We start from the raw sequence: 25082 nt of genomic DNA, 5'->3' as shown, positions 1-25082 counted from the left end.
CATGTCCGAGCCGGAGGCGGGACGGCGGTCCGCGCCCGGGGACGGCCCGGGGGCCGAGCTGGGGGTGGGCATCGGCTGGCGGGCCGAGCTGGACCTGTCGATCGAGCGGATGCCCGGCGTCGACTTCCTCGAAGTGGTCGCCGAGAACATCAGGCCCGCCGACCTGCCCGAGTCGTTACGCCTCCTGCGTGCCAGGGGCCTGCCGGTGATCCCGCACGGGGTCTCGCTGGGGATCGGCGGCGCGGAGCCGCCCTCCCCGGCCCGGCTGGCCCACCTGGCCGCGTGCGCGCAGGCGCTGGACTCGCCGCTGGTCAGCGAGCACCTGGCGTTCGTACGGGGCGGCGGGCTGGAGGCCGGGCACCTGCTGCCGGTGCCGCGCACCCGCGAGTCGCTGCGGGTCATCACCGAGAACGTGCGCCGGGCACAGGACGCGCTGCCGGTGCCGCTGGCCCTGGAGAACGTGGCCGCGATCTTCGGCTGGCCCGACGACGAGCTGACCGAGGCCCAGTTCCTCGCCGAGCTGGTCGAGCGCACCGGGGTGGGGCTGCTGATCGACGTGGCCAACCTCTACACCAACCAGGTCAACCTGGGCCTGTCGGCCGTGGCCGCCCTCGACGCGCTGCCGCTCGAGCACCTCGCGTACGTCCACGTGGCCGGAGGGTACGAGCACCACGGCATCTGGCACGACACGCACACCACCTCCGCGCCGCAGGCCGTCCTCGACCTTCTCACCGAGCTGTGCTCCCGTGCCGCCCCGCCGGGAGTGCTGCTGGAGTGGGACGACGAGTATCCGAGCGACGCGGCCCTGGAGGGCGAGCTCTCCAGGATCAGGGGCGCGATGTCCCTGGCTCGGGAGGCCGGATGACGGACGGTCACGACCTCTCGGAGGCTCAGCTCCGGCCGGCGGAGGCGCAGGACCTCTCGGAGGCGCAGCGGCGTCTGGCGGAGGCACAGGACCTTTCGGAGGCTCAGCGCCGGCTGGCGGAGGCGCAGGAGCGGGTGGTGGCGGCCCTCGTCGCGGGGGCCGCCGTGCCGGAGGGGTTCGATCCCGAGCGGATGCGGGTGCAGGCGTCGAGCCTGGTCGCCAAGCGGCGCAGCGTCGTGGCCAGGCTCCGGCCCGACGCGGCCGCCGCGGCGGGCCCCGACCTGGTCGCGGAGTTCGCCGCCTACGCCCGGTCGCGCAGCGCGCCGCCGCCCGACTACCGCACCGACGCCGACGACTTCGCCGCCTGGCTACGCGAACGCGGCCGCATGCCCGACCCGCCCCGCAAGCCCCGCTGGTGGTCCCGCTTCCTGCCCTGACCTGGACTTCTTCGCCGCTCACCCCAGGCGGCCGCGGATCCGGCATAGGCGGTTTAGCCGACATTGGGCCGGAAAATGGTGAGGGAATGGGGGGACTGCGTTGCGTTGACGGCTCTTATCTGACCGTCACGCCGGTGGCATGCAAGGACAGCGTCGGCACGCCGTACGAGGTCACCCTCGAGCTCCATAGGGACGGCACGCCGTACGGGAGTGTCGGGGAGCGCTGCGGCTGGCTGCTCGCGCGCCTGGCGCGCGGTGTGGACGAGGCCCGTGAGGGCCGGGGAGCGGCCAGGCGGTGGGCCGACCCGGACGACAGGTTCCCCGACGACGAGCCGGACAGCGAGCTGTTCTCCTTCCGCTACCGCACGAGAGCGGGCCTGGTGGGCGGCGGCGAGCTGCGCTGCCAGCTCAGGACCATCCCCGTGTGGCAGGCGACCAAGGGGCAGTGGCGGCTGACCAGGCGGGCGTACGTGGAGGCGTGGGGCTCGACGGGGGTGGGCATGCGTGCGGTGCTGACGTCGGCGGAGCTGGCGAGGTTCGTACGGGGCCTCGTGAATGAGGCGGAAGGATGTCTGGAAGGTAGAGATCTGGCGAGGAATCCGATAGGCGGAGCAGGCACGGGCGAATCGCGGTGATAATTGCCTGTTGGGTCAAGCGACCAAAGGCGACCGCTGGGGAGGAACTCCGTGGGCCTGCGCGATCTGGTCTACCGGCTGTATGAACATCGGCTGGAGTCCAAGCTCTCGAAGGACAGCATCCCCCGGCACGTCGGGGTCATCATCGACGGCAATCGCCGCTGGGCGCGCGCTATGGGCATACGTGACGTCTCCACGGGTCACCGCAAGGGCGCCGACAAGATCTCCGAGCTGCTCGGCTGGTGCCGCGAGACCGGCGTCGAGGTCGTCACGGTGTGGATGCTCTCCAACGACAACCTCAACCGGCCGAAGGAGGAGCTGGAGCCGCTGCTGCGCATCATCGAGGACGTGACGCAGGAGCTGGTGGACGAGGGCTGGCGGATCATCCCGGTCGGCGCGCTCGATCTGCTGCCCGATCGAACGGCCAATGTCCTAAAAAATGCAAAGGAAGCGTCATCACACCGTCCGGGCCTGATTGTGAACGTTGCAGTTGGGTATGGAGGAAGACGTGAGATTGCCGATGCGGTGCGCTCACTGCTCCAGGAGCACGCGAGCAAGGGGGCGAGCATCGAGGACCTCGTTGAGGTGCTCGATGTGGAGCACATCGCGGAGCATCTCTACACTCGCGGCCAACCCGACCCGGACCTCCTCATCCGGACCTCGGGCGAGCAGCGTCTGTCCGGCTTCATGCTCTGGCAGAGCGCTCACTCTGAGTTCTACTTCCACGAGGCTTACTGGCCTGACTTCCGCAGGGTCGACTTCCTGCGGGCGCTGCGCGACTACGCTGCGAGACACCGACGTTACGGTTCATGACGCGACATCTGGGCATTCACGACGTAACGTAGGAAATATCCGGCCGCAGGTCGGATATCCGGAGAGGGCCCGCCTTTGCACCAAGAACTGCCGAGGGGGGCCGGGACCCGGCGCCGACGGCAGCTCGCGGTCGGGGAAGCGGGCCCGGTCCGATTCCCGCCTCGTCTGCAGGGTGCCCGCCCCAATGGGCGCCCGGGGGAGAACGTGTGGCAGTGTCCTCGAGCAACCCTACTCACCAGTCGGCGAAGCGCACGTACGTGCTCGACACGTCGGTCCTGCTGGCCGACCCGGCGGCTATGACACGCTTCGCCGAGCACGACGTTGTCCTGCCGATCGTGGTCATCACCGAACTGGAGGGCAAGCGGCACCATCCAGAGCTCGGCTACTTCGCGCGTAAGGCCCTGCGTTACCTTGACGACCTGCGGATCCAGTACGGCAGGCTCGACGAGGCGATGCCTACGGGGGACGGCACGATCAGGGTTGAGCTCAATCACAGCGATCCTTCGATCCTGCCCGTCGGGTTCCGCCTGGGCGACAATGACACCCGCATCCTGACCGTGGCCCGTTCGCTGGCCGCCGAGGGCTGCGACGTCGTGCTGGTCTCCAAGGACCTGCCGCTGCGGGTCAAGGCGGCCTCGATCGGCCTGGCGGCCGAGGAGTACCGGGCCGAGCTCGTCCACGAGTCGGGCTGGACCGGGATGGCCGAGGTCCAGGTGACCACCGAGGACGTCGAGACGCTCTTCGAACAGGGCACCGCCGACCTCGAGGAGGCCAGGGAGCTGCCGACGCACACCGGGCTGCGGCTGTTGTCGGCCAAGGGCTCGGCGCTCGGCCGGGTGCAGCCGGACAAGTCCGTACGGCTGGTGCGCGGCGACCGCGAGGTGTTCGGCCTGCACGGCCGCTCCGCCGAGCAGCGCATCGCGCTCGACCTGCTGATGGACCCGGAGATCGGCATCGTCTCGCTGGGCGGCCGGGCCGGCACCGGCAAGTCGGCGCTGGCGCTCTGCGCGGGCCTGGAGGCGGTCCTGGAGCGCCGCCAGCACCGCAAGGTGGTCGTCTTCCGCCCGCTCTACGCGGTGGGCGGCCAGGAGCTCGGCTACCTGCCGGGCACCGAGGGCGAGAAGATGGGCCCGTGGGCGCAGGCGGTCTACGACACGCTCGGCGCGATCACCTCGCCCGAGGTGATCGAGGAGGTGCTCGACAGGGGCATGCTGGAGGTGCTCCCGCTGACGCATATCCGCGGCCGGTCGCTGCACGACGCGTTCGTGATCGTGGACGAGGCCCAGTCGCTGGAGCGCGGGGTGCTGCTGACGGTGCTGAGCCGGATCGGCGCCAACTCGCGGGTGGTGCTCACCCACGACATCGCCCAGCGTGACAACCTCCGGGTCGGCCGGCACGACGGCGTGGTGGCGGTGGTGGAGAAGCTCAAGGGCCACCCGCTCTTCGCGCACGTCACGCTGACCCGCTCGGAGCGCTCTCCGATCGCCGCGCTGGTGACGGAGATGCTGGAGGACCTCAGCCTCTAACAGCCCCTACACGTTCATTTCAGCTCGCCGCAGGTGTACCGCCCCTCCGACTTAGAGGGGCGGTGCGCGTTCTCGCGGACGATCTTGACCAGCTCGAACGCCGCGTCCTGCTGTGCCGTGCAGACGATCTGCGCCTTGCCGAGCCTGGTCAGCGTGCCGTCGCCCCTGATGTAGACGGTCAGCGTCGAGGTGCGCGGAAGCTGGATCTCGTCCCGCTGCACGGGGTTGAGCGAGTCCTTGATCCCCAGGTACGTGAAGCCGCGCAGCGCGGTGTCCCGGTCGCCGAGCGGCTGTTCGGAGGCCGCGAAGAGCGCGCCGAGCAGGCTCGCGACGGTGTCGTTCTCGACGTCGGCCGGCTCAAGGGCGAGCTTGCCGTCCCTGATCAGGTAGATCGTCTTGGACGGCGGCGGGATGTTGACGGTGGGCACGTTGCCGCGATCCTGGACGTCCGTGGGCGAGATGCCACAGGCCGCCACGGCGATCAGGCAGAGCAGCGTAAGGACGGCTTTCATGAGTGCGGAAGCCAGACGGTGAACAGGGTGCCGGGGTTCTGGGGGCGTACGGAGATCGTGCCGCCGTGGAGGTGGACGTTCGCCCTGGCGATCGCGAGGCCGAGGCCGCTGCCCTGGCTGCGGGCCCGGCCCGCGCCCGCCTTGAAGAAGCGGTCGAAGACGTGCGGCAGCGCCTCGGGCGGGATGCCCTTGCCGTGGTCGCGCACCTTCACCTCCAGGCCGTTCTCCGTGCCCCTGGCGCTCACCACGACCGGCCGCTCACCGTGCTTGAGCGCGTTGCCCACCAGGTTGGCCACGATGACGTCGAACCTCCTCGGATCGAGGTTCACGGTCAAGCCCTGGGAGGCCTTGACCTCCACCTGCTCGCTCCAGCCGCGTACCTCCAGGCAGTCCATGATGGCGTCGGCCACGTTCACCGGCTCGAGGTTGAGCGTGGCCGTGCCCGCGTCGAAGCGGCTGATCTCGATGAGGTGCTCCACCAGCTCGCGCAGGCGCTCGATCTCCCTGAGCACCAGCCGTACGGCCTCCGCCGGCGCCTCCGGCAGCCGGTTGGCCTCCTCGGAGAGCATGTCGGCCACGGCCGTCATCGCGGTCAGGGGCGTGCGCAGCTCGTGCGAGACGTCCGCCACGAACCGGCGCGACATGGCCTCCAGGGCGCGCAGCTCCGACACGCTCAGCTCCAGCGCCGCGGCCGCGTCGTTGAACCTGGCGGTCAGCTCGGCCAGCTCGTCCTGACCGTGGACGGGCAGGCGGGTGTCCAGCCTGCCCTGGCCGAGCGCCTGCGCGGCCGCGCTGAGCCGCCTGACCGGCAGCAGCACCTGCCTGGCCGACAGCAGCGCCACCACCAGGGCGATCAGCACGATGGCCGCGCCGCCCTGGACGAGCGTGGTCCTGAGCGTGTCGAGCTGGCTCTCGTCGTCGTGCATCGGGAAGAAGACGAACGCGCGCAGCCCCGTGGCCTCGGGCACGCTGTCGGTGTCACGGTAGACCTCGGCGCCGACGATGAGCCAGAGCTGGTCATCGATGATCTTGCGCTGGGTGACGACGCTCTGCTTGGCCCGGCCGTACAGCTCGTTGGGCACGTCGCTCATGGTCATGGGCCCCTCGGCGGAGACCATGTTGCCGTACTCGATCAGCACGCTTCTGCCCGGCCCGCTCAGCGCGGCGGTCACGCGGTCCAGATCCTTGGTCGTCGGCGCGGCCTCGCCCGGCCTGAGCTTGCCGACGGGGAAGGTGATGCTGCTCAGCTCCCTGGTGACCAGGTCGAGCGAGGTGCTCTCGGCCCGGGTCACGAGCGCGGTCTTGGCGAGCTCGAAGCCGATGGTGGCGACCAGCGTCGACGCTGTGACGGCGACGAGCGTGAACGTGATGACGAGGCGGGCGCGCAGCCCGGTGGGCAGCGGGATCACGGAGGGCTGAAACGGTAGCCGAACCCGCGCACCGTGTGGATGAACACGGGCTCGGCCGGCTTCGGCTCGATCTTCGCACGGATCCGCTGCACGCAGGCGTCCACCAGCCGCGAGTCGGCGATGTGCGTGTGGTCCCACACCTCGCGCAGCAGGTAGCGGCGGTTGAGCACCTGGCCGGGGTGGCGTACGAGCTCGAGCAGCAGCCGCAGCTCGGTCGGCGTCAGATGGATCTCCTTGTTGGCCAGCGTGACCTTGAGCGCGCCCCGGTCGATCACGAGGTCGCCGAAGGTGATGCGATCGGAGGCGGCGGACTCGGCCCTGCGCAGGATGGCGCGGATGCGCGCGTCCAGAACCCTGGGCTCGACCGGCTTGACCACGTAGTCGTCCGCGCCGGCCTCCAGCCCGACCACCACGTCCAGGTCGTCACCGCGGGCCGTGAGCAGGATGACGGGCAGCTGGTCGAGCTTGCGTACGCGGCGGCACACCTCGATCCCGTCGATGCCCGGGAGCATCACGTCGAGGATCGCGATCTCCGGGCGCCGGGCCCTGATGTGGTCGAGCGCCTCCTCGCCGGTGGCATAGGACGTGACGGAGTGCCCCTGCCGGGTCAGCGCGAGCTCGAGAGCGGTGCGGACGGAGGGGTCGTCTTCAACAAGGAGGATGCCGGCCACGCGCACATTATTATTCCATGTCCCGAATGCCCGAACTAAGTCACCAAACTGTGACATGTCGTGGATGGGATCCCGAAGTAAGGGCGACACCCTGGAACTGGCTTCCCTTCGGTCACGGGTGCCCGAAGGGGAGCCTGTGGCTCATGTGACCAAAATCACACCGATCGGAAACGCCGTGCTTACCAGCCGGTTAATCAATGTAGAGCCAAGCGATTACCGCGTTTCGGTTGCGGACCACCCCCCGGGACACGGCAAGCTCATGGTTCGTGAGTCCCGGTCCGCAGTTGAGTGAGCGCCCTCCGAAGGAAGACCTGCCTTCGGCGCGCCGGCCTGCGCGTTTCACCCCGAAGCGGGTCGTCATCATCGCCGCCTCCCTGGTGGTCGTCGTGGGCGGAGGCGGCTTCGTCGCCTACCGTGCGATGGAGAACGCCAAGAGGCCGCCCGTGGATCCCTTCACGGCGGAGCAGCTGGGCGCGATCGCCAGCGGCAACCTCTACGTGCCCGACCCCAAGAGCGACGCGCTCAAGAACGCCGCCGAGCAGGCAGCCAAGGCGGACAAGCTGAAGCAGGGCCGGTCCGGCACGGGCAAGAACGACATCGACTGGGTCGTGCCCAAGAAGGCGCCGGGCGGCGACGGGTTCCCCTCCATGAACTTCCCGCCGGGCAGCGATCCCTCGCCGGGCAGCAACAAGGCCACCGCCAAGGCCATGCTCGCCTCCATGGGCTGGAGCGACCAGTGGGGCTGCCTGGAGCGGCTCTGGACCAAGGAGAGCGGCTGGAACGAGCGGGCGATGAACCGCTACTCCGGCGCGTACGGCATCCCGCAGTCCCTGCCGGGCAGCAAGATGGCCAGCGCGGGCGCCGACTGGCAGACCAATGCCGCGACCCAGATCAAGTGGGGCCTCGGCTATATCAAGGGCCGTTACGGCACGCCCTGCGCCGCCTGGGGCCATTCACAGTCGGTGGGTTGGTATTAGAGGGTCAACTTTCCTTCTCTAATCGGCAAGCCACCGCGCCGGAAGGGGTATATCCGCGCACGCTGGCCGCATGGGTGTGAAGGTCAGCGTGATCGTCAATGTCCACAATCCGGGTGTCACCGCCAACGCGTGCATCCGTTCGGCCGTGGAGCAGACCATGCCGGCGGCCGAATACCAAGTGATCTTCGTGGACGACGGCTCCACCGACGGGATTGGGGAGCGCCTCGACACCATCGCCGCCGCCCGCCAGAACGTCCGCGTGCTGCACCTGCCGCACACCGGCTCGCCCACGCGCGGCCGCAACGTGGCCCTGGCGGCCGCCGCCGGCGAGTACGTGTACTTCCTCGACCAGGGTGACCGGCTGGAGAAGGACGCGATCGCCCGCATGTACGAGCGCGCCGTGGAGACCGACGCCGACATCCTGATCGGCCGCCTGATCCGGGACTTCGGGCCGCCGATGACCGCCTTCGAGCGCGGCACGGCCAGCGCCGACATCCTGCGCGACCGGCTGCTCAGCCTGCTCGTGCCGCAGCAGCTCTACCGCCGCGCCTTCCTGGAGGAGCACGACCTGGGCTTCGGCGTGCCCGGCGGCCGGATGGCCGAGCAGGCGTTCGTGATGCGGGCCTACCTGCGCGCCAAGGTCATCGCCGTGCTGTCCGAGCACGTCTGCTGCCACCTCGGCGACCGGCGCGGGGACGAGGAGGAGCCGCGGACGATGGTCAAGGAGCTGATCGGGCTTCTCGACGACATCGACACCTACGTCGGCGAGGGCCGCCAGCGCGACCGCATGTACGCCCACTGGTTCCGCTACGCCGTCCTGCGCCCGCTGCTGACCGCCAGGTTCGCCGACTCCTCCGTCGATCGCGGCCTGCACTTCCGGGTGGCGCAGGAGCTCGTGATGGAACGGTTCCCCGCCCGGCTCGACCGCTACCTCCCGGTTCAGCTCCGCGTGGTGGCCGCGTACGTCCGCATGGGCCGCCTGGACCAGGTCGTGCTCCTGTCGAACTCCTCCAGGCGCGCCGGTCTCCGCGCCGACCTGACCGAAGTGCGCTGGGACGCCCACGTGCTGGTGCTCGGGCTGACTGTGGAGGTCCTGGCGGGCGACGGCACGCCCGACCGGTACCGTACGCAGGGCGAGCGCGTGCACTGGATCCCGCCGCGCGCCCTGGAGACCGGCTCGCTCGACGACAGCGTCACCGACGTCACCGAGGCGGTCGAGCGGGCACGCGTCGACCTCTACGTGCGCCACTCAGAGACGGGCGCGATCCACTTCCTGCCGATGACCCAGCACGTGGAGAGCGTCCCCGACGGCCGCAACAAGATCAGGGTGCAGATCAGGGGCGAGGCCAGGCTCGACGTGACCAAAGCCGCCCACGGGCAGCCGCTCAAGCCCGGCCAGTGGGAGGTGCACGTACGCATGTTCGGGGGCGCGAACCAGGCCAGGAGCCGGGTCGGGCGCTCCGACGGCCCGCTCAACTGCCTGGGCGTGCTGGCCCAGCGCCCCAGGGTGCGGCTGGTGGTGCCGTGCTGGACCGACCACGGCGAGCTCGGCCTGGCCGTCGAGCCGCGCTCGTTCTCCGAGTCGATCGCCCTGGTGTCGCCGGGAGTGGAGATCAAGAAGCTCGACGGGCACGTGTACGTCGTGCTGCCGGTCCCGTACGTGCCGCCGAGCGGCGGCCCGCCCATGGAGCTGGTGCTGCGCAGCACCGGGCGGAGCGGCCGCGAGGTGTGCGCCCCGGCGCTGGTCGAGGCGGGGGTGCCGGGCAAGTTCGCGGGGCAGCTCGTCGCCAAGGTGCCGGTCAAGTGGATGATGCCGACCCCTGACCAGCTCGGCCCCGGGCGGTGGCTGTCGTCGCTGCGCGCGTCGGAGGAGGAGATCGGGCTGAGGTTCGCGCTGGAGATCCGCAGGGGGCGGATCCAGGTCCGGCCCGCCGCCGCCGACCAGCGCCGGCGCTCGCCCATGGGCCGCGACACCATGCTGCACAGGATCGGCAGGCGGCTGCCCGGCGCGCGGCACCTGGTACGCCTGGCGCGCGCGGGCAAGCACCGCTATCTCAAGGACTGATCCAGCCCTCCAGCTCCTCGAAGGCGTTCCTGAAGACCGGCAGCATGGGCTTCAGCCGGTCCGGATAGACGTCGACCAGGCTGTCGAGGTGGTTGCCGCCCTCGACGCGGTGGTAGCGGAACGGCCGGTGCGGGCCGACCATCTTCGCGTACACGTCGGAGTCGCGGGAGATCGGCAGCAGCGTGTCGAGGGTCCCGTGGATGGTGATCAGCGGCTTGGTGATCCGGCCGGTCAGCGCGATCTTCGACACCGCCTGATACGGCCTGCGCTCGTCATAGTCGTAGTCGGCCGCCGCGCCCTGGTAGGACGGGTCCAGCTCCTTCTGGTAGAGCTGCTGGGTGAGCTCCCAGTAGTACTGCCGGTGGAACGGCCACAGGAACTCCGAGCCCGCCGCGAACCCGGCCGCCCGCACCCCGGCCTCGTCCGGGTACGCCTTCAGCGCGGGCGGCAGGAAGGTCAGCAGGTTGTCGCCCTTGACCCGCCAGAGCGTGCCCTCCCAGTCGACGCCGCCGTCGTAGAGCCAGCCGCGGTTCTCCAGCTGCCATCTGACCAGGTAGCCGCCGTTGGAGATGCCCGCCGCGAACGTGCGCTGCGGCCGCTTGCCGTACCGCTGCCTGACGACCGCCTTGGCGGCCACGGTGAGCTGCGTGACGCGGTCGTTCCACTCGGCGATGGCGTCGCCAGGGCGGCGGCCGTCCTCGTAGAAGTTGACGCCGACGTTGCCCTTGTCGGTGGAGGCGAACGCGTACCCCTTGGCCAGGACCCAGTCGGAGATCGTGTAGTCGTTGGCGTACTGCTCCCTGTTGCCCGGGGTGCCGCTGACGACGAGGCCGCCGTTCCACTTGTCGGGGAGCCTGATCACGAACTGCGCGTCGTGGTTCCAGCCGTGTGTGGCGTTGGTGGTGGAGGTGTCGGGGAAGTAGCCGTCGATCTGGATGCCGGGCACGCCCGTCGGGTTGACGGTGGCGGCCGAGTGCAGGCCCGCCCAGTCGGCCGGGTCGGTGTGGCCGCTCTTCACCGTGCCCGCGGTGGTCAGGTCGTCCAGCGTGGCCACCACGGCCTGCTCCGCGCCCGGGACCGTGAGCTGCGGGACCGCCGTGAGCAGGCCGGCCACCAGGCTCAGCGCGACGAACATCATGCCTCCCCGAGGTGAGCGGCCAGCAGGCGACCGAATTCGTCCGGATGCTCCAGGTGCGGGCTGTGGCCGCAGTCGTCGAGCACGACCTCGCGGTACGGCCCGTAACGCTCGAGCACGGCCCTCGTCTGGGCCACCATGGGCTGGGCGGGCGTGCCGGGGGAGCCGGGCACCACGCCGAGCGCGCCCAGGTGGGCCAGGTCGAACAGCGACGTGTCCGAGACGATCACGTCGTCGGCGCCCCTGACCCACAGGACGGGCGGCTTGGGATCGATCTCGTGGAGGTCGTCCAGCCGGAAGTTGGTGGGGGCGATGGCGTTGAGCAGGCCGGTCTTGCCGGGGGCCACGCCCGGCCACTCGGAGGAGGTCACGGCGTCGCCGGGGTAGTTGGCCTCGCCCACGTGGGTGGTGAGCATCGAGCGTACGTAGAAGTCCTCGTCGGCGACCTCGGGGTGCTTGACGTACGCGGAGCGGAAGACGCTGCGGGGTGACGTGGGAGATTCGTCCGACATGTCGCCCGCCTTGAGCCGGGCCACGAAGTCGGGGTTGGCGGCCCCGGCTCCCGCCCCCGTGCCGTCGGGGTGCGTGAGGCGGCCGTCCGGGCCCTCCGTGCCGCCGAAGCCGTACGGGCTGATCGGGTTGACCAGGGTCACGCTCCTGACGGCGGCCGGCCGGTCGCGCAGGACCTGCAGGACGATGCCGCCGCCCAGGCTCCAGCCGACCAGGTGCACCCCGTCCAGGTCGAGCGCCTCGACCAGCTCGAGCACGTCGTCGGAGTAGTCGCGCAGGCCCCTCGTGGCGTCCACGGGCGCGGGGTCGCTCTCGCCGAACCCGCGCAGGTCCACCGCGAGCGGGCGGTAGCCGTCGGGCAGCGCCGCCATGCTGTCGCGCCAGAAGGCGGAGGAGGAGACGTTGCCGTGCACGAACAGCACGGGCTCGCCGGTGTCCCTGCCCTCGACGGTCAGGACGTTCTGGGTGAGCCTCGGCGTACGGACCTTCATTTCGCGTGGACCCTTTCGGCCAGGTCGCGGCCCTGGGTCTCGCGCGCGGCGTAGACGGCGACCAGGGTGAGCACGGCCGCCACACCGAGGTAGGCGGAGATGGGCACGCTGGTGGAGTAGCTCTTCAGCAGCGCGACCGCGATGATCGGGGCGAGCGCGCCGGCCACGATCGCCGAGAGCTGGGCGCCGATGGAGACGCCGGTGTAACGCATCCTCGTGCCGAAGAGCTCGGAGAAGAAGGCCGCCTGCGGGCCGTACATCATGCCGTGGAAGAGCAGGCCGACGGTGACGGCGAGGGTGATCACGAAGAAGTTGCCCGTGTCCACGAGCGGGAAGAACGCGAAGATCCACACGCCGATGCCGGCGGCGCCCGCCAGGTAGATCGGGCGGCGGCCGACCCGGTCGGAGAGCGCGCCCCACATCGGGATCGTGACGAAGTGGATGGCCGAGGCGACCAGCACCGCGCTCAGCACGGTGGAGTTGTCGATCTTGGCTGACTTCGCGTACGTGATGACGAAGACCGTGAGGAGGTAGAACGAGATGTTCTCCGCGAGACGCGCGCCGATCGCGGTGAGCACGTCCTTGCGGTGATACCGCCACACCCCCTTGATGGGCGGCGCCTTCTCCGGCGGCGCCTGCTGGAACACCGGCGACTCGCTGATCGTCAGCCGGATCCAGAGCCCGATCAGCACCAGCACGCCCGACAGCAGGAACGGCACCCGCCAGCCCCAGGCCAGGAACGCCTCGTCCGACTGCCAGGCGGCCAGGGCCGCCAGGACGCCGGTGGCCAGCAGGTTGCCGCCGGGAGCGCCGGCCTGCGGCCACGAGGCCCAGAAGCCGCGGCGGTCCGTCTCCCCGTGCTCGGAGACGATCAGCACCGCGCCGCCCCACTCGCCGCCGAGCGCGAAGCCCTGCACGAGCCGGAGCGCGGTCAGCAGCAGCGCCGCGGACGGGCCCAGCGTCTCGTACGTCGGCAGGCAGCCGATCAGGAACGTCGCGGCGCCCATCGTCAGCAGGCTGACGACCAGCAGCGTCTTGCGGCCGAGCCGGTCGCCGAAGTGGCCGAAGACCAGGCCGCCGAGCGGGCGGGCGACGAACCCGACGGCGTAGGTGAGGAACGCCAGCAGCGTGCCGGTCAGGGGGTCGGACTCGGGGAAGAAGAGCTTGTTGAAGACGAGGGCGGCTGCCGAGCCGTACAGGAAGAAGTCGTACCACTCGATGGTGGTGCCGATCAGGCTCGCGGCGACGATCTTCTTGATGGAAGTGGCCATGCCGGTCACGGTAGGGAGTGACCGGCATCACTCATATGGGGCCGGAGCCCACAGTCTATGGGGTGGATGTGTGGCCGAGCCGGTGCAGGCGGAGGGCGAGCTGGATCTCGAGCGCGCGCTCCGGCTCCAGCCAGCCGTCGCCGAGCAGCTTGCCGATCCGGTCGAGCCGCTGCGTGACGGTGTTGACGTGGATGTGCATGGCCTCGGCCGTACGGGAGGGCGAGCCGCCGGAGCCGAAGTAGGCGGCCATCGTGTCGGTGAGCGCGGTGCCCCTGCGGGCGTCGTAGTCGATCACGGCGCCGATCACCCTGCTGACGAAGCCGAGCACGTCGCGGCCGTCGCCGACGAGCAGCCCCACGAACCCCAGCTCGGCCGCGCTCGCGCCGTCACCGGCCCGCCCGAGCGCGATCAGCGCCTCCGCGCACCTGCGGGCCTCCTGGTACGCCCCGGCGACGTCACCAGCGACGTCACCAGCGGCGTCACCAGCGGCGTCACCGGCGGCGTCACCGTCGAGGGTGGCCTTGGACGCGCCCGCCGTGGCCGGGCTGTGCAGGGACGCGCTCAGCTCGGTGGCCACGTTCTGGGCGACGCGGCCCGCGTTCTCGCCGGGCAGCAGCAGCACGACCTCGTCACCCCGACCCGCCGCCAGCCCGTGCCTCAGCGCGGCCTGCGACGAGGCCCAGAACGCGGCCCGCTCCCGCTGACCGCCGTGCTTGGCGACCACCACGACATGCGGCGCGTGCAGGTCCACGCCGAGCCTCCGCGCCCGGTCGGCCAGCCCGGGGGAGTCGGGCCGGGAGATCAGGTCGTCGAGCAGCTCGCCCCTGACCCGGCCCTCGGCCTCCGCCACGCTCCTGCGGAACAGCAGGAGCAGCGCGCACACCAGCGCCGCCCGCTCCAGGATGCGCTCGTCGGCGTCGTCGCTGCGCAGGATCAGCGTGCACAGCGGCTCGCCGCCGACGTCCACGGACGCGATCAGCAGGTCGCCCCTTCGCACGGTACGCCCCAGCGCCCTGGACGCCTGCGCCGCCTCGAACACGCCCGCGTCGAGCTCGCCCACGTCACCGGTGAGCGGGCGGCCCAGGTCGTCCAGCACGGCCAGCGAGCCGCCGAGCACGTCGGTCACCACGGCCGCCACGTCCTCGATCCCGCCGCCGCGCAGCACCAGCGAGGTCATCCGGTCGTGGGCCAGCGCGCCCCGCTCCACGGCCTCCCCGTGCTCCCTGGCGACCCTGTGGGCCTGGGAGAGCTCCTCCAGCGCGTTCCTGGTCTCCTGCAGCAGCCTGGCATTGTCGATCGCGACGGCGGCGTGCGCGGCCAGGCTGGCCAGCAGCGACACCTCCTCCTGGTGGAACGGCCGCGCGCTGCGGTTGGCCGCCATCAGCACGCCGATCACCCGCTGGCCCAGCCGCAGCGGCACGCCCAGGATGGCGACCAGGCCCTCCTCCGTGACGGCCTCGTCGATGTGCTCCTTGTGCCGGAAGCGGGAGTCGGCGAAGTAGTCGGCCGTCGAGTACGGCGTGGCCGTCTGCGCCACCAGCCCGCCCAGCCCCGCCCCCATGGCCAGCCGCAGCGCGCGGAACTTGGCCGAGATCGAGCCGTCGGTGACCCGCATGTACGTGTCGCCCTGCTCGGGGTCGTGCAGCGTCATGTAGGCGACGTCGGTGGCCAGGAGCTGCCTGGCCCGGTGCACGATGGCCTCCAGCACGGCGTCGAGGTCGCGCAGCGCGGCCAGGTCGCCGGCCGTGTCGTACAGCGCCGACAGCTCGGCCTCGCGCCTGGCACGCCTTTTGAGCAGCTCGCGCACCTTGAGCGCCTCGACCTTGGCCTGCTCCAGCTCCTCGATCATCGCCGGGTCCGCCCCGGCCGCCCGGGCCGCGATGATCGGCCCCTCGAACTCGACGGCGGAGGCCTCCCTGGCCAGCAGTTCCAGATAGCGCCTGCTCACTAGCGCGCCGTCCAACCGCCGTCCACTGGCAGCGACACGCCGGTGATGAACGACCCCGCCGGGCCGCACAGATAGTTGACCAACTCGGCCACCTCCTCCGGCTCGATCAGCCGCTTGATGGCGGCGGGCTGCAGCATGATGCCCCCCACGACCTCGTCCGGCTCGATGCCGTGCACTTTAGCCTGGTCGGCGATCTGCGCCTCGACCAGCCCCGTCCGCACGTATGCGGGGCAGACGCAGGTCGAGGTCACCCCGTGTGGCGCCCCTTCGAGCGCCACGACCTTGGAGAACCCCTCCAGGGCGTGCTTGGCCGTCGTGTAGGCCGACTTGTACGGCGAGGCCCGCAGCCCGTGCACCGACGAGATGTTCACGAACCGGCCCCAGCCCTTGGCGTACATGCCGGGCAGCACCTTCCGCGCGATCAGGAACGGCGCCTCGACCATCACCTTGAGCATCGTCGAGAAGACCTCGGGCGGGAACTCCTCGACCGGCGCGACGTGCTGGAACCCCGCGTTGTTCACCACGATGTCCACCGGCTCGTCCGGCAGCGACGCCACGAAGCCGGGATCGCTCAGATCGGCGACCACGGCCGCGCCGCCGATCTCGGCGGCCACCTTCTCGGCGGGCTCGGCCCGCATGTCGACGACCAGAACTCTGGCCCCCTCGGCGGCCAGGCGCCGGGCGCAGGCCGCCCCGATGCCGCCTCCCGCCCCCGTCACAAGCGCGGTCCGCCCCGTCAGCTCCTTCGCCATACCCCGAACCCTAGGCGGTCGCCGCGCTTCGACGCATGGGTGCGGACGACATAGCTGAGCGCCGATCTATGTGGATCTACGGAATCTGCTATGTTGAGCGCGTGATCGCGTATTCGTCCCAGTGGTGGCCCGCCTCCTAGGCGGACCTCCCGGCGTATACGCACAACGGCCGCCTCGACGAGGCGGCCGTCGGCATTTCTGCCAGGCGCCCCCGTCGAGCACTGACGAAAGGGGCGCACCCCATGACGACCTGGCCCGCACTGCTCACCATGCTGCTCGAGGGCGTCTCCCTCACCTCACGCCAGGCCCGCTGGGCCATGGAGCAGATCATCTCGGGGGCGGCGACGGACGCCCAGATCGCCGCCTTCGCGGTCGCGCTGCGGGCCAAGGGCGAGAGCGTGGCCGAGGTGTCCGGGCTGGCCGACGGCATGCTGTCCAGGTCGGCCGCCATCAGGGTCTCCGGCGACCCCGTCGACCTCGTCGGCACCGGCGGCGACCGCGCCAACACGGTGAACATCTCCACGATGGCCGCCGTCGTCGCCGCCGCCGCGGGCGTCAAGGTGGTCAAGCACGGCGGCAGGGCCGCCTCCTCCATGGCGGGCGCGGCGGACGTGCTGGAGGAGCTGGGCGTGGTCGTCGACCTGCCGCCGGCCGCCGTGGTGCGGGTCGCGGACGAGGTCGGCATCACGTTCTGCTTCGCGCCCGCGTTCAACCCCGGGCTGAGACGCACCTCGGGGCCGCGCCGCGAGCTGGGCGTCCCCACGGTCTTCAACTTCCTGGGCCCGCTCACCAACCCCGCGCTGCCGCCGGCCCAGGCGGTCGGCGTCTTCCATCCCGGGATGGCGCCGGTCATCGCGGGCGTGCTGGCCGAGCGCGGCTGCTCCTCGCTCGTCTTCAGGGGCGACGACGGGCTCGACGAGCTCACCACCTCGGGCCCCTCCACGGTCTGGGTGGTACGCCGCGGCACCGTGACGCGTACCGCCTTCGACCCGGCCGACCTGTCGATCCCGCGGGCGCGCCCCGAGGACCTGCGCGGCGGCGACGCCCGGCACAACGCCGCCGTGGCGCGGGCGGTGCTCGCCGGGGAGCGGGGGCCGGTGCGCGACGTCGTGCTGCTCAACGCGGCCGCCGCCGTGGTGGCCGGCGAGGGCACGCCGCCCGCGCCCGAGCTCACGGCCGCCCTGGACGCCGCCTACAAGCGGGCCGCGGACGCGGTCGACTCCGGCGCCGCAATGGCCCTGCTCACCCGCTGGGCCGAGGCCACCCGGGCACCGGCGTCAGGGTCTCGTCATTGACAGCACGTCGAGCGCGGCGTCCAGCTGCTCCTCGGTCAGGGTGCCGTTGGCCACGTGGCCGCGCTCGATGACGACCTCGCGGATGGTCCTGCGCTCGGCCAGGGCCTGCTTGGCGATCTTCGCCGCCTCCTCGTAGCCGACGTACTTGTTCAGCGGGGTGACGATCGACGGGGACGACTCGGCGTACTCGCGCAGGCGCTCGACGTTCGCCGTGATGCCGGAGACGCAGCGGTCGGCGAGCAGCCGCGACACGTTCGCCAGCAGCCTGATCGACTCCAGGATGTTGCGCGCGATGACCGGGAGCTGCACGTTCAGCTCGAAGTTGCCGGACGCGCCGGCGAACGTGATCGCCGCGTCGTTCCCGATGACCTGGGCCGCGACCATGGCCGTGGCCTCCGGAATCACCGGGTTGACCTTGCCGGGCATGATGGACGAGCCGGGCTGCAGATCCGGCAGGTTGATCTCGGCCAGCCCGGCCCTCGGGCCCGAGCCCATCCAGCGGAGGTCGTTGGCGATCTTGGTGAGCGAGACGGCCACCACCTTGAGCTGGCCCGACAGCTCGACGATCGAGTCGCGCGCGCCCTGCGCCTCGAAGTGGTCGCCGGCCTCGACGAACGGGATGCCGGTCGCCTCGCGGAGCTTCGCGATGGCCTCCTGGGCGAAGCCGGACGGGGTGTTGATGCCGGTGCCCACGGCGGTGCCGCCCAGCGGCAGCTCGAGGACGTGCTCGAGGGCCGCGGAGACCCGTACGACGCCCCGCTCGATCTGGGTGGCGTAGCCGCCGAACTCCTGGCCGAGCGTCACCGGGGTCGCGTCCATCAGATGGGTGCGCCCCGACTTCACCACCCCGTCGAACTCGATCGCCTTCTCCCGCAGCGCCGCCGCCAGGTGCTGGAGCGAGGGCAGCAGATGGAACGTCACCTCGGTCGCCGCCGCCACGTGGATCGACGTAGGGAAGACATCGTTGGACGACTGGGAGGCGTTCACGTGGTCGTTCGGGTGCACGGGACGGCCGAGGCGCTCCTCCGCCAGCGTCGCGATCACCTCGTTGGCGTTCATGTTGGACGAGGTGCCGGAGCCGGTCTGGAAGACGTCGATCGGGAAGTGGGCGTCGTGCTCGTTCTCGGCGACGTCGGCGGCGGCCTGGGCGACGGCCTCGGCCATGTCCTTGTCGATCACGCCCAGCTCGCCGTTGACCTCGGCGGCCACCGCTTTGATCAGGCCGAGCGCGGCGATGTGGGACGGCTCAAGAGGGCGCCCCGAGATCGGGAAGTTCTCCACTGCCCGCTGGGTCTGCGCGCGCCACTTAGCGCCTGCGGGCACGCGTACCTCGCCCATCGAGTCATGTTCGATTCTGAACTCGCTCATGACTTCCAGTCTGGCCCACGGCCGCGCGCTCCCCGAGGAGCGGGTGGCCGGCTCGCGAACTCAGGCGGAGAACAGGGCCACGATGAGGACGGCGATCACCACGGCCGCGACGGCGGCCACGGTCATGAGCACCAGCATGCCGTTGCGGCGGCCGGTGGTCTGCTGCTCCGGGGCTCCCGAGATGGCGAACAGGTCCGTGCCCAGGCCCTTGCTCTGATGCGGGACCTGCGGGGGGACCTGCGGCCGGCCCTGCTGCTGTGGCATGACGGGCTGCTGGGGGGCGGGCTGGGGCTGGCCTGCCGGCTGCGTGGGCAGCGGATACACCTGCTGGCCGGGCGGCGGCGGGAGCTGGATGCGCTGGGTGGCGACGGCGCCCTCGTCGGTGGGCTGCTGCGGGGGCTGGGGCCGCTCGACAGCCGGAGGGAGCGGTCCTTTGGGCCGGGCGATGCTGATCGTCCGCTCGGGGTCGTACGGCGCCTCAGGGGACGCGGCGCCCTGGACGCCGGCCTGCGGCGCGCCGCCGGACCCCGGCAGCGGGCGGCCGGGCGGGGTGAGCCGCGGGGCGGTGGGCGCATCGGGGCCGCTCGGCCCCTGCGGCCCTGACGCGGCCGCCGGAACCGGTCGCTGTCCCGGCCCACCGGGCCCTTGAGCGCCAGGCCCACCCGATGCGGGTCCCACGGGCATCGGGTTGCCGCGCCCTCCCGGCGCGGGGCGGCCGGGAGCGCCCACAGGCGGTCCACCGGGGCCCTGCGCCCCCGGGCCGTGGCCCGGAGCGCTCACCTGTGGTCCACCGGGGCCCTGTGCCCCCGGGCCGTGGCTCCAGGGTTGGCCTGCGGGAGGCTGGGGAGCGGCGGAGCTCTTGGGGGCGGCGAACGAATCGGGCATAGGTCCCTCCTGCGCCATAAGAGTCTCGGCCGTGAGCACCGGCATCTCGCTCGTGGGGGTCTCGGCGAGCATGCGCAGCAGCATCTCCGCCTTGGCAGCGCCGAGCCGCTGCCGGTAGTCCTTGTTCAGCAGGCCGTTCAGAATGGGACGCAGCTGCCCCGCCTGCGTCGGCGGGTCGGCGCTCTCGGTGAGCAGCGCCGCCAGCGTCTCCGCGATCGTGGCCCGCTCGTACGCAGGCCGCCCCTCGACGGCGAAGTACAGCGTGGCCCCGAGCGACCAGACGTCGGACTCGGGGCCGGTGTACTCGCCTCTGGCACGTTCCGGTGCCGTGTAGCCGGGTGAGCCGATCACCATGCCGGTCTTGGTGAGCCGCGAGTCGCCCTCGGCCTTGGCGATGCCGAAGTCGGTCAGCACCACGCGCCCGTGCTCGGTGATGAGCACGTTGCCCGGCTTGACGTCGCGGTGGGTGATGCCCTGGGCGTGCGCGGCGCGCAGCGCCCCGAGCAGGTCCACGCCGATCTCCGCCACCAGGCGCGGCGGCAGCGGCCCCTCCTCCTCGATCACCTGCTCCAGCGAGCGGGCATGGATGAGCTCCATGATGATCCACGGGCTGTCGTCCTGGATCAGCACGTCGTGGATGGCGGCGACGGAGGGGTGGTTGATGCGTGAGGCGACGCGCCCCTCACGGACCATGCGTTCGCGCAGCTCGGCCCGCTGTTCCTCGGTGAGACCGGGGTCCTGGCGGATCTCCTTGACCGCCACCTCGCGCCCGAGCGCGCGGTCTCGGGCGCGCCACACCGTGCCCATGGTGCCCCGGCCGAGCGGGGCTATGAGCTCGTAGCGCTCCGCGAGCAGGCGTGTCTGCTGTTCCGGCATGAGAAGAAGATATCGATTCTCGCTTGGGAAGTGCTTTAACCTCGCTTGCGAAGTTCTCTTGGCCAGAACCGTCGAGGGAGACACAACTTTATCACCGCCGCTTTGAAACGGGCATAAGCGGACGGTGTCGGCCGCGCTTCAACGCGTTTCCTGTGCACGCCTTCACCGGATTTACGTTCTTGGCGCGGCGGCGGGACAGAAGACAGCGCTGTCGTGGTGACGTCCGCCCTGTGCAGCCCGCGGTGCGTGGGCCTGCGCGCGAAAGACGGCGGCGTGATGGTCGTGGTGCCCATGCGTACGGACTTGCGCGGCGGCAGGGGCTCCTCGGCCGAGCCTCCCGCGGCCACCCTGGCCAGCATGAGCGAGGCCCGCACGGAGTCGAGCCTGGTCTGGGGGTCGATCCTGAGCAGCGCGTCGAGCACGGGAGCCAGCGGCCCCGCCTTGGTCATCGGGATCGGCTCGCCACTGGTCAGCGCCGCCAGCGCGGCGGCGGCCGTACGGCGGCCGTGCAGGCCCCTGCCCTCGACGGCGGTGTAGAGGGTCGCGCCGAGCGACCACAGGTCCCCCGCGGGGCTGGCCTTCGAGCCGAGCAGCCGCTCTGGAGCGATGTAGCCCGCGGACCCCAGGACGATGCCCACCTGGGTGATGGAAACGTCACCTTCGAGTGCGGCCAGCCCGAAGTCGGTGAGCACCGCGCGGTCCTCGGTCACCAGCACATTGCTCGGCTTGACGTCGCGGTGCAGGATGCCCTTGGCGTGGACGGCACGCAGCGCCCCGAGGATCTGCCGGCCGATCTCGGCGGCCCGGCGCGGATGGAGCGGTCCCTCCTCCTGGATGAGCTGCTCCAGGGACTTGGCATGGAGCAGCTCCATCACGATCCACGGCCGGTCGTCCTCGGTGACCACGTCGAAGACGGTGATGACCGACGGGTGCGCGACCATCGCGGTCGCCCTGCCCTCGCGCTCGGTGCGCGCGCAGAGCTCGGCGCGCAGCTCCTCGTCGAGCACGGTCGGCAGCCGCACCTCCTTGACCGCCACGTCGCGGTCGAGCAGCTCGTCACGCGCCCGCCAAACGGTGCCCATGCCGCCGCGTCCGACCGGTTCCAGAAGCCGGTAGCGCGCGGCGAGTAGGTAACCAGAGGGCGCACGCATGCCTGGCAGCTTACCTATTTGTGTAAACCGACCAGTAGAGGCGCGGCCGATAAATTGTTGCGAACTTAAGTCAACCCGCCTGACTCGTCACGTCAGCAAACCTCTCGGCCGCATCCGTCCCGTTCACGAAGGCACAAAGTTTCTCGGCTCTTGGAGATAGTACGCGTACTCCCCAGAGGGTCCGCCGCAGCCCGAAGCCGGCGGCGGCGACCGCCCCGGATGTGTGTCGTGCGGCACACCCGCGTCGCGGATAAATGTGCATGATGCCTGGTAGGGGCCTTTCAAGGGGTACGGCAGGCCAGGCTTGTCAGGAAGTTCAGGGATGCTGTCAGCCACTTGTAAGGGTGCCGAAAGGGGGGCGGGGCATGGTACAGCCAAGAGAGAGGGCGTTCTTCCAAAGGTCCGCAAACTGTCGGACACGATGGTCAGACTGAGGGTGTACGCCGAGGTTCCACTACTGACGACCGGCTATTGAGGGACGTGATGAAGATGCGCCAGACCCAGGTTCGCCCCCGGCCCAAGAAGCCGACAGGAGCCACGCTGGACCTTCGCACGCCATCGGGGCGCCCGTTGCCCTTTTGAATGCCACGAATCCGGAGCGCAATCTGAGAGGTGCGCGATGTGCTGTCACTACCCCGTTTGCCCCAGTGCCGACTCGCCCGACCGTGAGGCGTCACACGTGATCGCGGCCCACCCTGACCAGGGCTGGAGCCTGCTCTGCAACGGCGTCGTGCTGTTCGAGGACACCGGCCTGCTGCTGCCCGACGGCACCGTGGTGGCGCCGCACCGGGCTCCGGTGGCCGCCTGAGACCCCATCACCCCCCATCGCGATGGGCGCCGCCCCCCGACTACGGGCCTTGGCCGGGGGACGGGGCGTCCGCCCGGCGATGGCCGTTCGTCGGAAAGAGGGCGCTTCTCAGGCGCGGCGGCCGATGGTCAGCACCGGGCCGGTGCGGTCGGCGAAGAAGTCGTCACCCTTGTCGTCCACCACGATGAACGCGGGGAAGTCCACCACCTCGATCTTCCACACCGCCTCCATCCCCAGCTCCGGATATTCCAGCACCTCGACCTTCTTGATGCAGTCCTGCGCCAGGCGCGCCGCGGGCCCGCCGATGGAGCCCAGGTAGAAGCCGCCGTGCTTCTGGCAGGCCTCGGTGACCTGCTTGGAGCGGTTGCCCTTGGCCAGCATGACCATCGACCCGCCCGCCGCCTGGAAGCGCTCCACGTACGAGTCCATCCGCCCGGCCGTCGTCGGCCCAAACGAGCCGGAGGCGTACCCCTCGGGGGTCTTGGCCGGTCCGGCGTAGTAGACGGCGTGGTCCTTCAGGTATTGCGGCATCTCGCCGCCGTTGTCCAGCAGCTCGGCGATCTTGGCGTGGGCGATGTCGCGGGCGACCACCAGGGGGCCGGTCAGCGAGAGGCGCGTCTTGACCGGATATTTCGTCAGCTCAGCGAGAATCTCGGGCATGGGGCGGTTGAGGTCGATCTGTACGACGTCGTCCGAGAGGTGCTCGTCGGTGGTCTCCGGGAGGAAGCGCGCCGGGTCGGTCTCCAGCTTCTCCAGGAAGACGCCCTCGGGCGTGATCTTGGCGAGCGCCTGGCGGTCGGCCGAGCAGGAGACGGCGATGGCCACCGGGCAGGAGGCGCCGTGCCGGGGCAGGCGGATGACGCGCACGTCGTGGCAGAAGTACTTGCCCCCGAACTGCGCCCCGATCCCCAGCTTCTGCGTCAGCTCGAAGACCTTGGCCTCCATCTCCAGGTCGCGGAAGCCGTGCCCGGAGGCCGACCCCTCTGTCGGGATCGAGTCGAGGTAGCGGGCGCTGGCGTACTTGGCGGTCTTCAGCGCGAACTCGGCGGACGTGCCGCCCACGACGACGGCCAGGTGGTACGGCGGGCAGGCCGCGGTGCCCAGCGAGCGGATCTTCTCCTCCAGGAAGGCCATCATGCGCTTCTCGTTGAGCACGGCCTTGGTCTCCTGGTACAGGAACGACTTGTTGGCCGAGCCGCCGCCCTTGGCCATGAAGAGCAGTTTGTACTCGTCCGGATGGCCGTGCGGGTCCTCGGCGTAGAGCTCGACCTGGGCGGGCAGGTTGCTGCCGGTGTTCTTCTCCTCCCACATGGTCAGCGGGGCCATCTGCGAGTAACGCAGGTTGAGCTTGGTGTACGCGTCGTACACGCCCCGCGAGATGTGCTCGGCGTCGAGCCCGTCGGTCAGCACGTGGCGCCCGCGCTTGCCCATGACGATCGCGGTGCCGGTGTCCTGGCACATGGGCAGCACGCCGCCGGCGGAGATGGAGGCGTTCTTGAGCAGGTCGAGCGCCACGAACCGGTCGTTGCCGCTGGACTCGGGGTCATCGACGATCTTCCGCAGCTGGGCGAGGTGCGAGGCCCGCAGGAAGTGGGAGATGTCGTGGACGGCCGTCTCGGTCAGCAGGCGCAGCGCCTCCGGCTCGACCTCGAGGAACGTACGCCCGGCCGCCTCGACCTTCCGCACCCCCTCCGATGTGATCAGCCGATACTCGGTCTCATCGGCTCCCAGCGGCAGCAGGTCGGTGTAGTCGAAGTCGCCCATGTCCATCCTTTCGATCCCCCAAGAGATTACGCGCCTCCGGGGGCGGCCACTTCCGAGACCGTTCGCGAGTGCTCCGCGGTGAGGCCCACGAGGATGCCCACGATCACGAGTCCCGCGCCCAGCAGGTCGTACGTGGACGGCGCCGCCACCCCGAGCACCGCGCCCGTCACGATGGCGCCCACCGGGATGAGCCCCGCGAAGAGTCCCGCGCGGCCGGGGCCCAGCCTGGGCAGCGAGCTGTACCAGAGGAAGAACGCCCCGACCGTCACCACCACCGCCAGGTACGCGAACCCCAGCGACTCCGCCCACGTCGGCGGCCGGAACATCCCCGCCACCCCGTCGTCCGCCAGCCCGGCCACGGCCAGCAGGGGCACGGCCAGCGCCGTCGAGTAGGCCGAGACCCTGATCGCCCCCAGCTTCGGCAGCAGCGGGATGGCCAGCATGGAGAAGCTCACCTCGCCCACGAGCGCGCCCAGCGCCCACAGCAGCCCGGGCAGGTTGCCGCTGCCGAGCCCGGTGGCCAGCGTCGCCCCGGCCACCACCACGCAGGCCCCCGCCAGCAGCCGGGGCGCCGGGCGGCCGCCGGCCAGCGCGAGGGCCAGCGGCACGGTGCCGAGCACGGTGCCGACCAGGGCGGGCCCGGCGGCGCGCGTCGACTCGACCACGCAGACGTTGAAGATCACCAGGCCGAGCAGGGTGAGCCCGCCGAGGTAGAGGGTCTCGCGCAGCGTGAGCCGGACGAATCGCAGGCCGAGCGCGCGCGTGATGAGAAGCAGGATGACCGCGGCCGCCAGATACCGGATCGCCTGTCCGCCGTACAGGGGATAGCCGTCCACGAGCCCGGACACCCCGGCCAGCGTTCCGACGAGGAACATGGCGGAGGCGGCCCCAAAGATGCCGTTTCTCATGCGGAGGATG

Annotated in this window: 22 protein-coding genes; 9 read left to right on the top strand and 13 right to left on the bottom strand. The window is 70.8% G+C overall.

All coding sequences use genetic code 11. The features are described 5' to 3' along the window. Window position 1: 1 nt before the first annotated feature. The 5 genes from AB0H84_RS10915 (at window position 2) to AB0H84_RS10895 (ending at window position 4276) form a co-directional block, all read left to right on the top strand. Window positions 2-865, top strand: coding sequence for a DUF692 domain-containing protein (locus AB0H84_RS10915; RefSeq protein ID WP_357601496.1), 864 nt, complete (start codon window positions 2-4; stop codon window positions 863-865). Further along, window positions 862-1302 carry a hypothetical protein gene (locus AB0H84_RS10910; RefSeq protein WP_357601494.1) on the top strand — a complete coding sequence of 147 codons (441 nt, stop codon included), beginning with the start codon at window positions 862-864 and terminating at the stop codon, window positions 1300-1302. Before AB0H84_RS10915 ends, AB0H84_RS10910 begins: the two co-directional genes overlap by 4 nt. A gap of 134 nt (window positions 1303-1436) precedes the next feature. Next, window positions 1437-1937 (top strand): hypothetical protein, encoded by a 501-nt coding sequence (locus tag AB0H84_RS10905; protein WP_357601491.1) that lies wholly within the window; start codon window positions 1437-1439, stop codon window positions 1935-1937. 51 nt (window positions 1938-1988) lie between these two features. Next, the gene (locus AB0H84_RS10900) at window positions 1989-2750 is read left to right on the top strand and encodes an isoprenyl transferase (protein ID WP_357601488.1); all 762 of its coding nucleotides are present in this window, start codon (window positions 1989-1991) and stop codon (window positions 2748-2750) included. A 257-nt stretch (window positions 2751-3007) separates the two neighbouring features. Further along, a complete protein-coding gene (locus AB0H84_RS10895; RefSeq protein ID WP_357602024.1) occupies window positions 3008-4276 on the top strand; it encodes a PhoH family protein in 1269 nt (422 codons plus the stop codon). Between the two features lie 14 nt (window positions 4277-4290). On the opposite strand, the gene AB0H84_RS10890 is transcribed toward AB0H84_RS10895, so the two are convergent. The 3 genes from AB0H84_RS10890 to AB0H84_RS10880 are packed head-to-tail and all read right to left on the bottom strand — an operon-like array spanning window position 4291 to window position 6868. Next, window positions 4291-4788: a hypothetical protein gene (locus tag AB0H84_RS10890; RefSeq protein WP_357601485.1), complete on the bottom strand. Its 498-nt coding sequence runs from the start codon at window positions 4786-4788 to the stop codon at window positions 4291-4293. Then, window positions 4785-6197, bottom strand: coding sequence for a HAMP domain-containing sensor histidine kinase (locus tag AB0H84_RS10885; RefSeq protein ID WP_357601482.1), 1413 nt, complete (start codon window positions 6195-6197; stop codon window positions 4785-4787). The genes AB0H84_RS10890 and AB0H84_RS10885 overlap by 4 nt, the downstream gene beginning before the upstream one ends. Then, the gene (locus AB0H84_RS10880; RefSeq protein ID WP_357601479.1) at window positions 6194-6868 is read right to left on the bottom strand and encodes a response regulator transcription factor; all 675 of its coding nucleotides are present in this window, start codon (window positions 6866-6868) and stop codon (window positions 6194-6196) included. The genes AB0H84_RS10885 and AB0H84_RS10880 overlap by 4 nt, the downstream gene beginning before the upstream one ends. A gap of 284 nt (window positions 6869-7152) precedes the next feature. Here AB0H84_RS10880 and AB0H84_RS10875 point away from each other — a divergent pair, with 284 nt between their 5' ends. After that, complete coding sequence (locus tag AB0H84_RS10875) at window positions 7153-7845, top strand: lytic transglycosylase domain-containing protein (RefSeq protein ID WP_357601476.1); 693 nt, start codon at window positions 7153-7155, stop codon at window positions 7843-7845. Between the two features lie 70 nt (window positions 7846-7915). Then, the gene (locus tag AB0H84_RS10870) at window positions 7916-9910 is read left to right on the top strand and encodes a glycosyltransferase family 2 protein (protein ID WP_357601473.1); all 1995 of its coding nucleotides are present in this window, start codon (window positions 7916-7918) and stop codon (window positions 9908-9910) included. Here AB0H84_RS10870 and AB0H84_RS10865 read toward each other — a convergent pair. Genes AB0H84_RS10865 through AB0H84_RS10845 form a run of 5 tightly spaced genes read right to left on the bottom strand, consistent with a single transcriptional unit; the run spans window position 9900 to window position 16017 of the window. Beyond that, window positions 9900-11048 carry a tannase/feruloyl esterase family alpha/beta hydrolase gene (locus tag AB0H84_RS10865; protein ID WP_357601470.1) on the bottom strand — a complete coding sequence of 383 codons (1149 nt, stop codon included), beginning with the start codon at window positions 11046-11048 and terminating at the stop codon, window positions 9900-9902. The genes AB0H84_RS10870 and AB0H84_RS10865 overlap by 11 nt on opposite strands. Continuing rightward, window positions 11045-12046, bottom strand: coding sequence for an alpha/beta hydrolase (locus AB0H84_RS10860; RefSeq protein ID WP_357601467.1), 1002 nt, complete (start codon window positions 12044-12046; stop codon window positions 11045-11047). Before AB0H84_RS10860 ends, AB0H84_RS10865 begins: the two co-directional genes overlap by 4 nt. Continuing rightward, window positions 12043-13317 (bottom strand): MFS transporter, encoded by a 1275-nt coding sequence (locus tag AB0H84_RS10855; protein WP_357601464.1) that lies wholly within the window; start codon window positions 13315-13317, stop codon window positions 12043-12045. The genes AB0H84_RS10860 and AB0H84_RS10855 overlap by 4 nt, the downstream gene beginning before the upstream one ends. Window positions 13318-13372: 55 nt before the next feature. Continuing rightward, entirely contained in the window at window positions 13373-15280 is a 1908-nt protein-coding gene (locus AB0H84_RS10850) for a GAF domain-containing protein (RefSeq protein WP_357601461.1), read from the bottom strand. Then, a complete protein-coding gene (locus AB0H84_RS10845) occupies window positions 15265-16017 on the bottom strand; it encodes a 3-hydroxybutyrate dehydrogenase (protein ID WP_357601458.1) in 753 nt (250 codons plus the stop codon). The genes AB0H84_RS10850 and AB0H84_RS10845 overlap by 16 nt, the downstream gene beginning before the upstream one ends. A 242-nt stretch (window positions 16018-16259) precedes the next feature. On the opposite strand from AB0H84_RS10845, the gene trpD reads away from it, so the two are divergent. Continuing rightward, window positions 16260-17312, top strand: a complete 1053-nt coding sequence (gene trpD, locus AB0H84_RS10840) for an anthranilate phosphoribosyltransferase (protein WP_357601455.1) — start codon at window positions 16260-16262, stop codon at window positions 17310-17312. Here the strand turns inward: trpD and AB0H84_RS10835 are convergent. From AB0H84_RS10835 to AB0H84_RS10825, 3 genes are read right to left on the bottom strand one after another with little or no spacing between them, the layout of a single operon-like run. Beyond that, window positions 17295-18680 (bottom strand): class II fumarate hydratase, encoded by a 1386-nt coding sequence (locus AB0H84_RS10835; RefSeq protein ID WP_357601452.1) that lies wholly within the window; start codon window positions 18678-18680, stop codon window positions 17295-17297. The genes trpD and AB0H84_RS10835 overlap by 18 nt on opposite strands. A 60-nt stretch (window positions 18681-18740) precedes the next feature. Then, on the bottom strand, window positions 18741-20441 hold the full coding sequence (locus tag AB0H84_RS10830; protein ID WP_357601449.1) for a protein kinase: 1701 nt from the start codon (window positions 20439-20441) through the stop codon (window positions 18741-18743). Between the two features lie 35 nt (window positions 20442-20476). After that, window positions 20477-21592 (bottom strand): serine/threonine-protein kinase, encoded by a 1116-nt coding sequence (locus AB0H84_RS10825; protein ID WP_357601446.1) that lies wholly within the window; start codon window positions 21590-21592, stop codon window positions 20477-20479. A 619-nt stretch (window positions 21593-22211) separates the two neighbouring features. Here AB0H84_RS10825 and AB0H84_RS10820 point away from each other — a divergent pair. Then, complete coding sequence (locus AB0H84_RS10820) at window positions 22212-22400, top strand: DUF5999 family protein (RefSeq protein ID WP_344992766.1); 189 nt, start codon at window positions 22212-22214, stop codon at window positions 22398-22400. A gap of 108 nt (window positions 22401-22508) precedes the next feature. On the opposite strand, the gene AB0H84_RS10815 is transcribed toward AB0H84_RS10820, so the two are convergent. Further along, the gene (locus AB0H84_RS10815; RefSeq protein ID WP_357601443.1) at window positions 22509-24164 is read right to left on the bottom strand and encodes a fumarate hydratase; all 1656 of its coding nucleotides are present in this window, start codon (window positions 24162-24164) and stop codon (window positions 22509-22511) included. A gap of 26 nt (window positions 24165-24190) precedes the next feature. Continuing rightward, the gene (locus tag AB0H84_RS10810) at window positions 24191-25072 is read right to left on the bottom strand and encodes a DMT family transporter (protein ID WP_357601440.1); all 882 of its coding nucleotides are present in this window, start codon (window positions 25070-25072) and stop codon (window positions 24191-24193) included. Window positions 25073-25082 lie beyond the last annotated feature (10 nt).

The organism is Nonomuraea sp. NPDC050786 (assembly GCF_040654115.1).
GTDB lineage: Bacteria > Actinomycetota > Actinomycetes > Streptosporangiales > Streptosporangiaceae > Nonomuraea.
The sequence above is the reverse complement of the archived record's forward strand: the minus strand, read 5'-3'. Positions and strand labels throughout refer to the sequence as shown.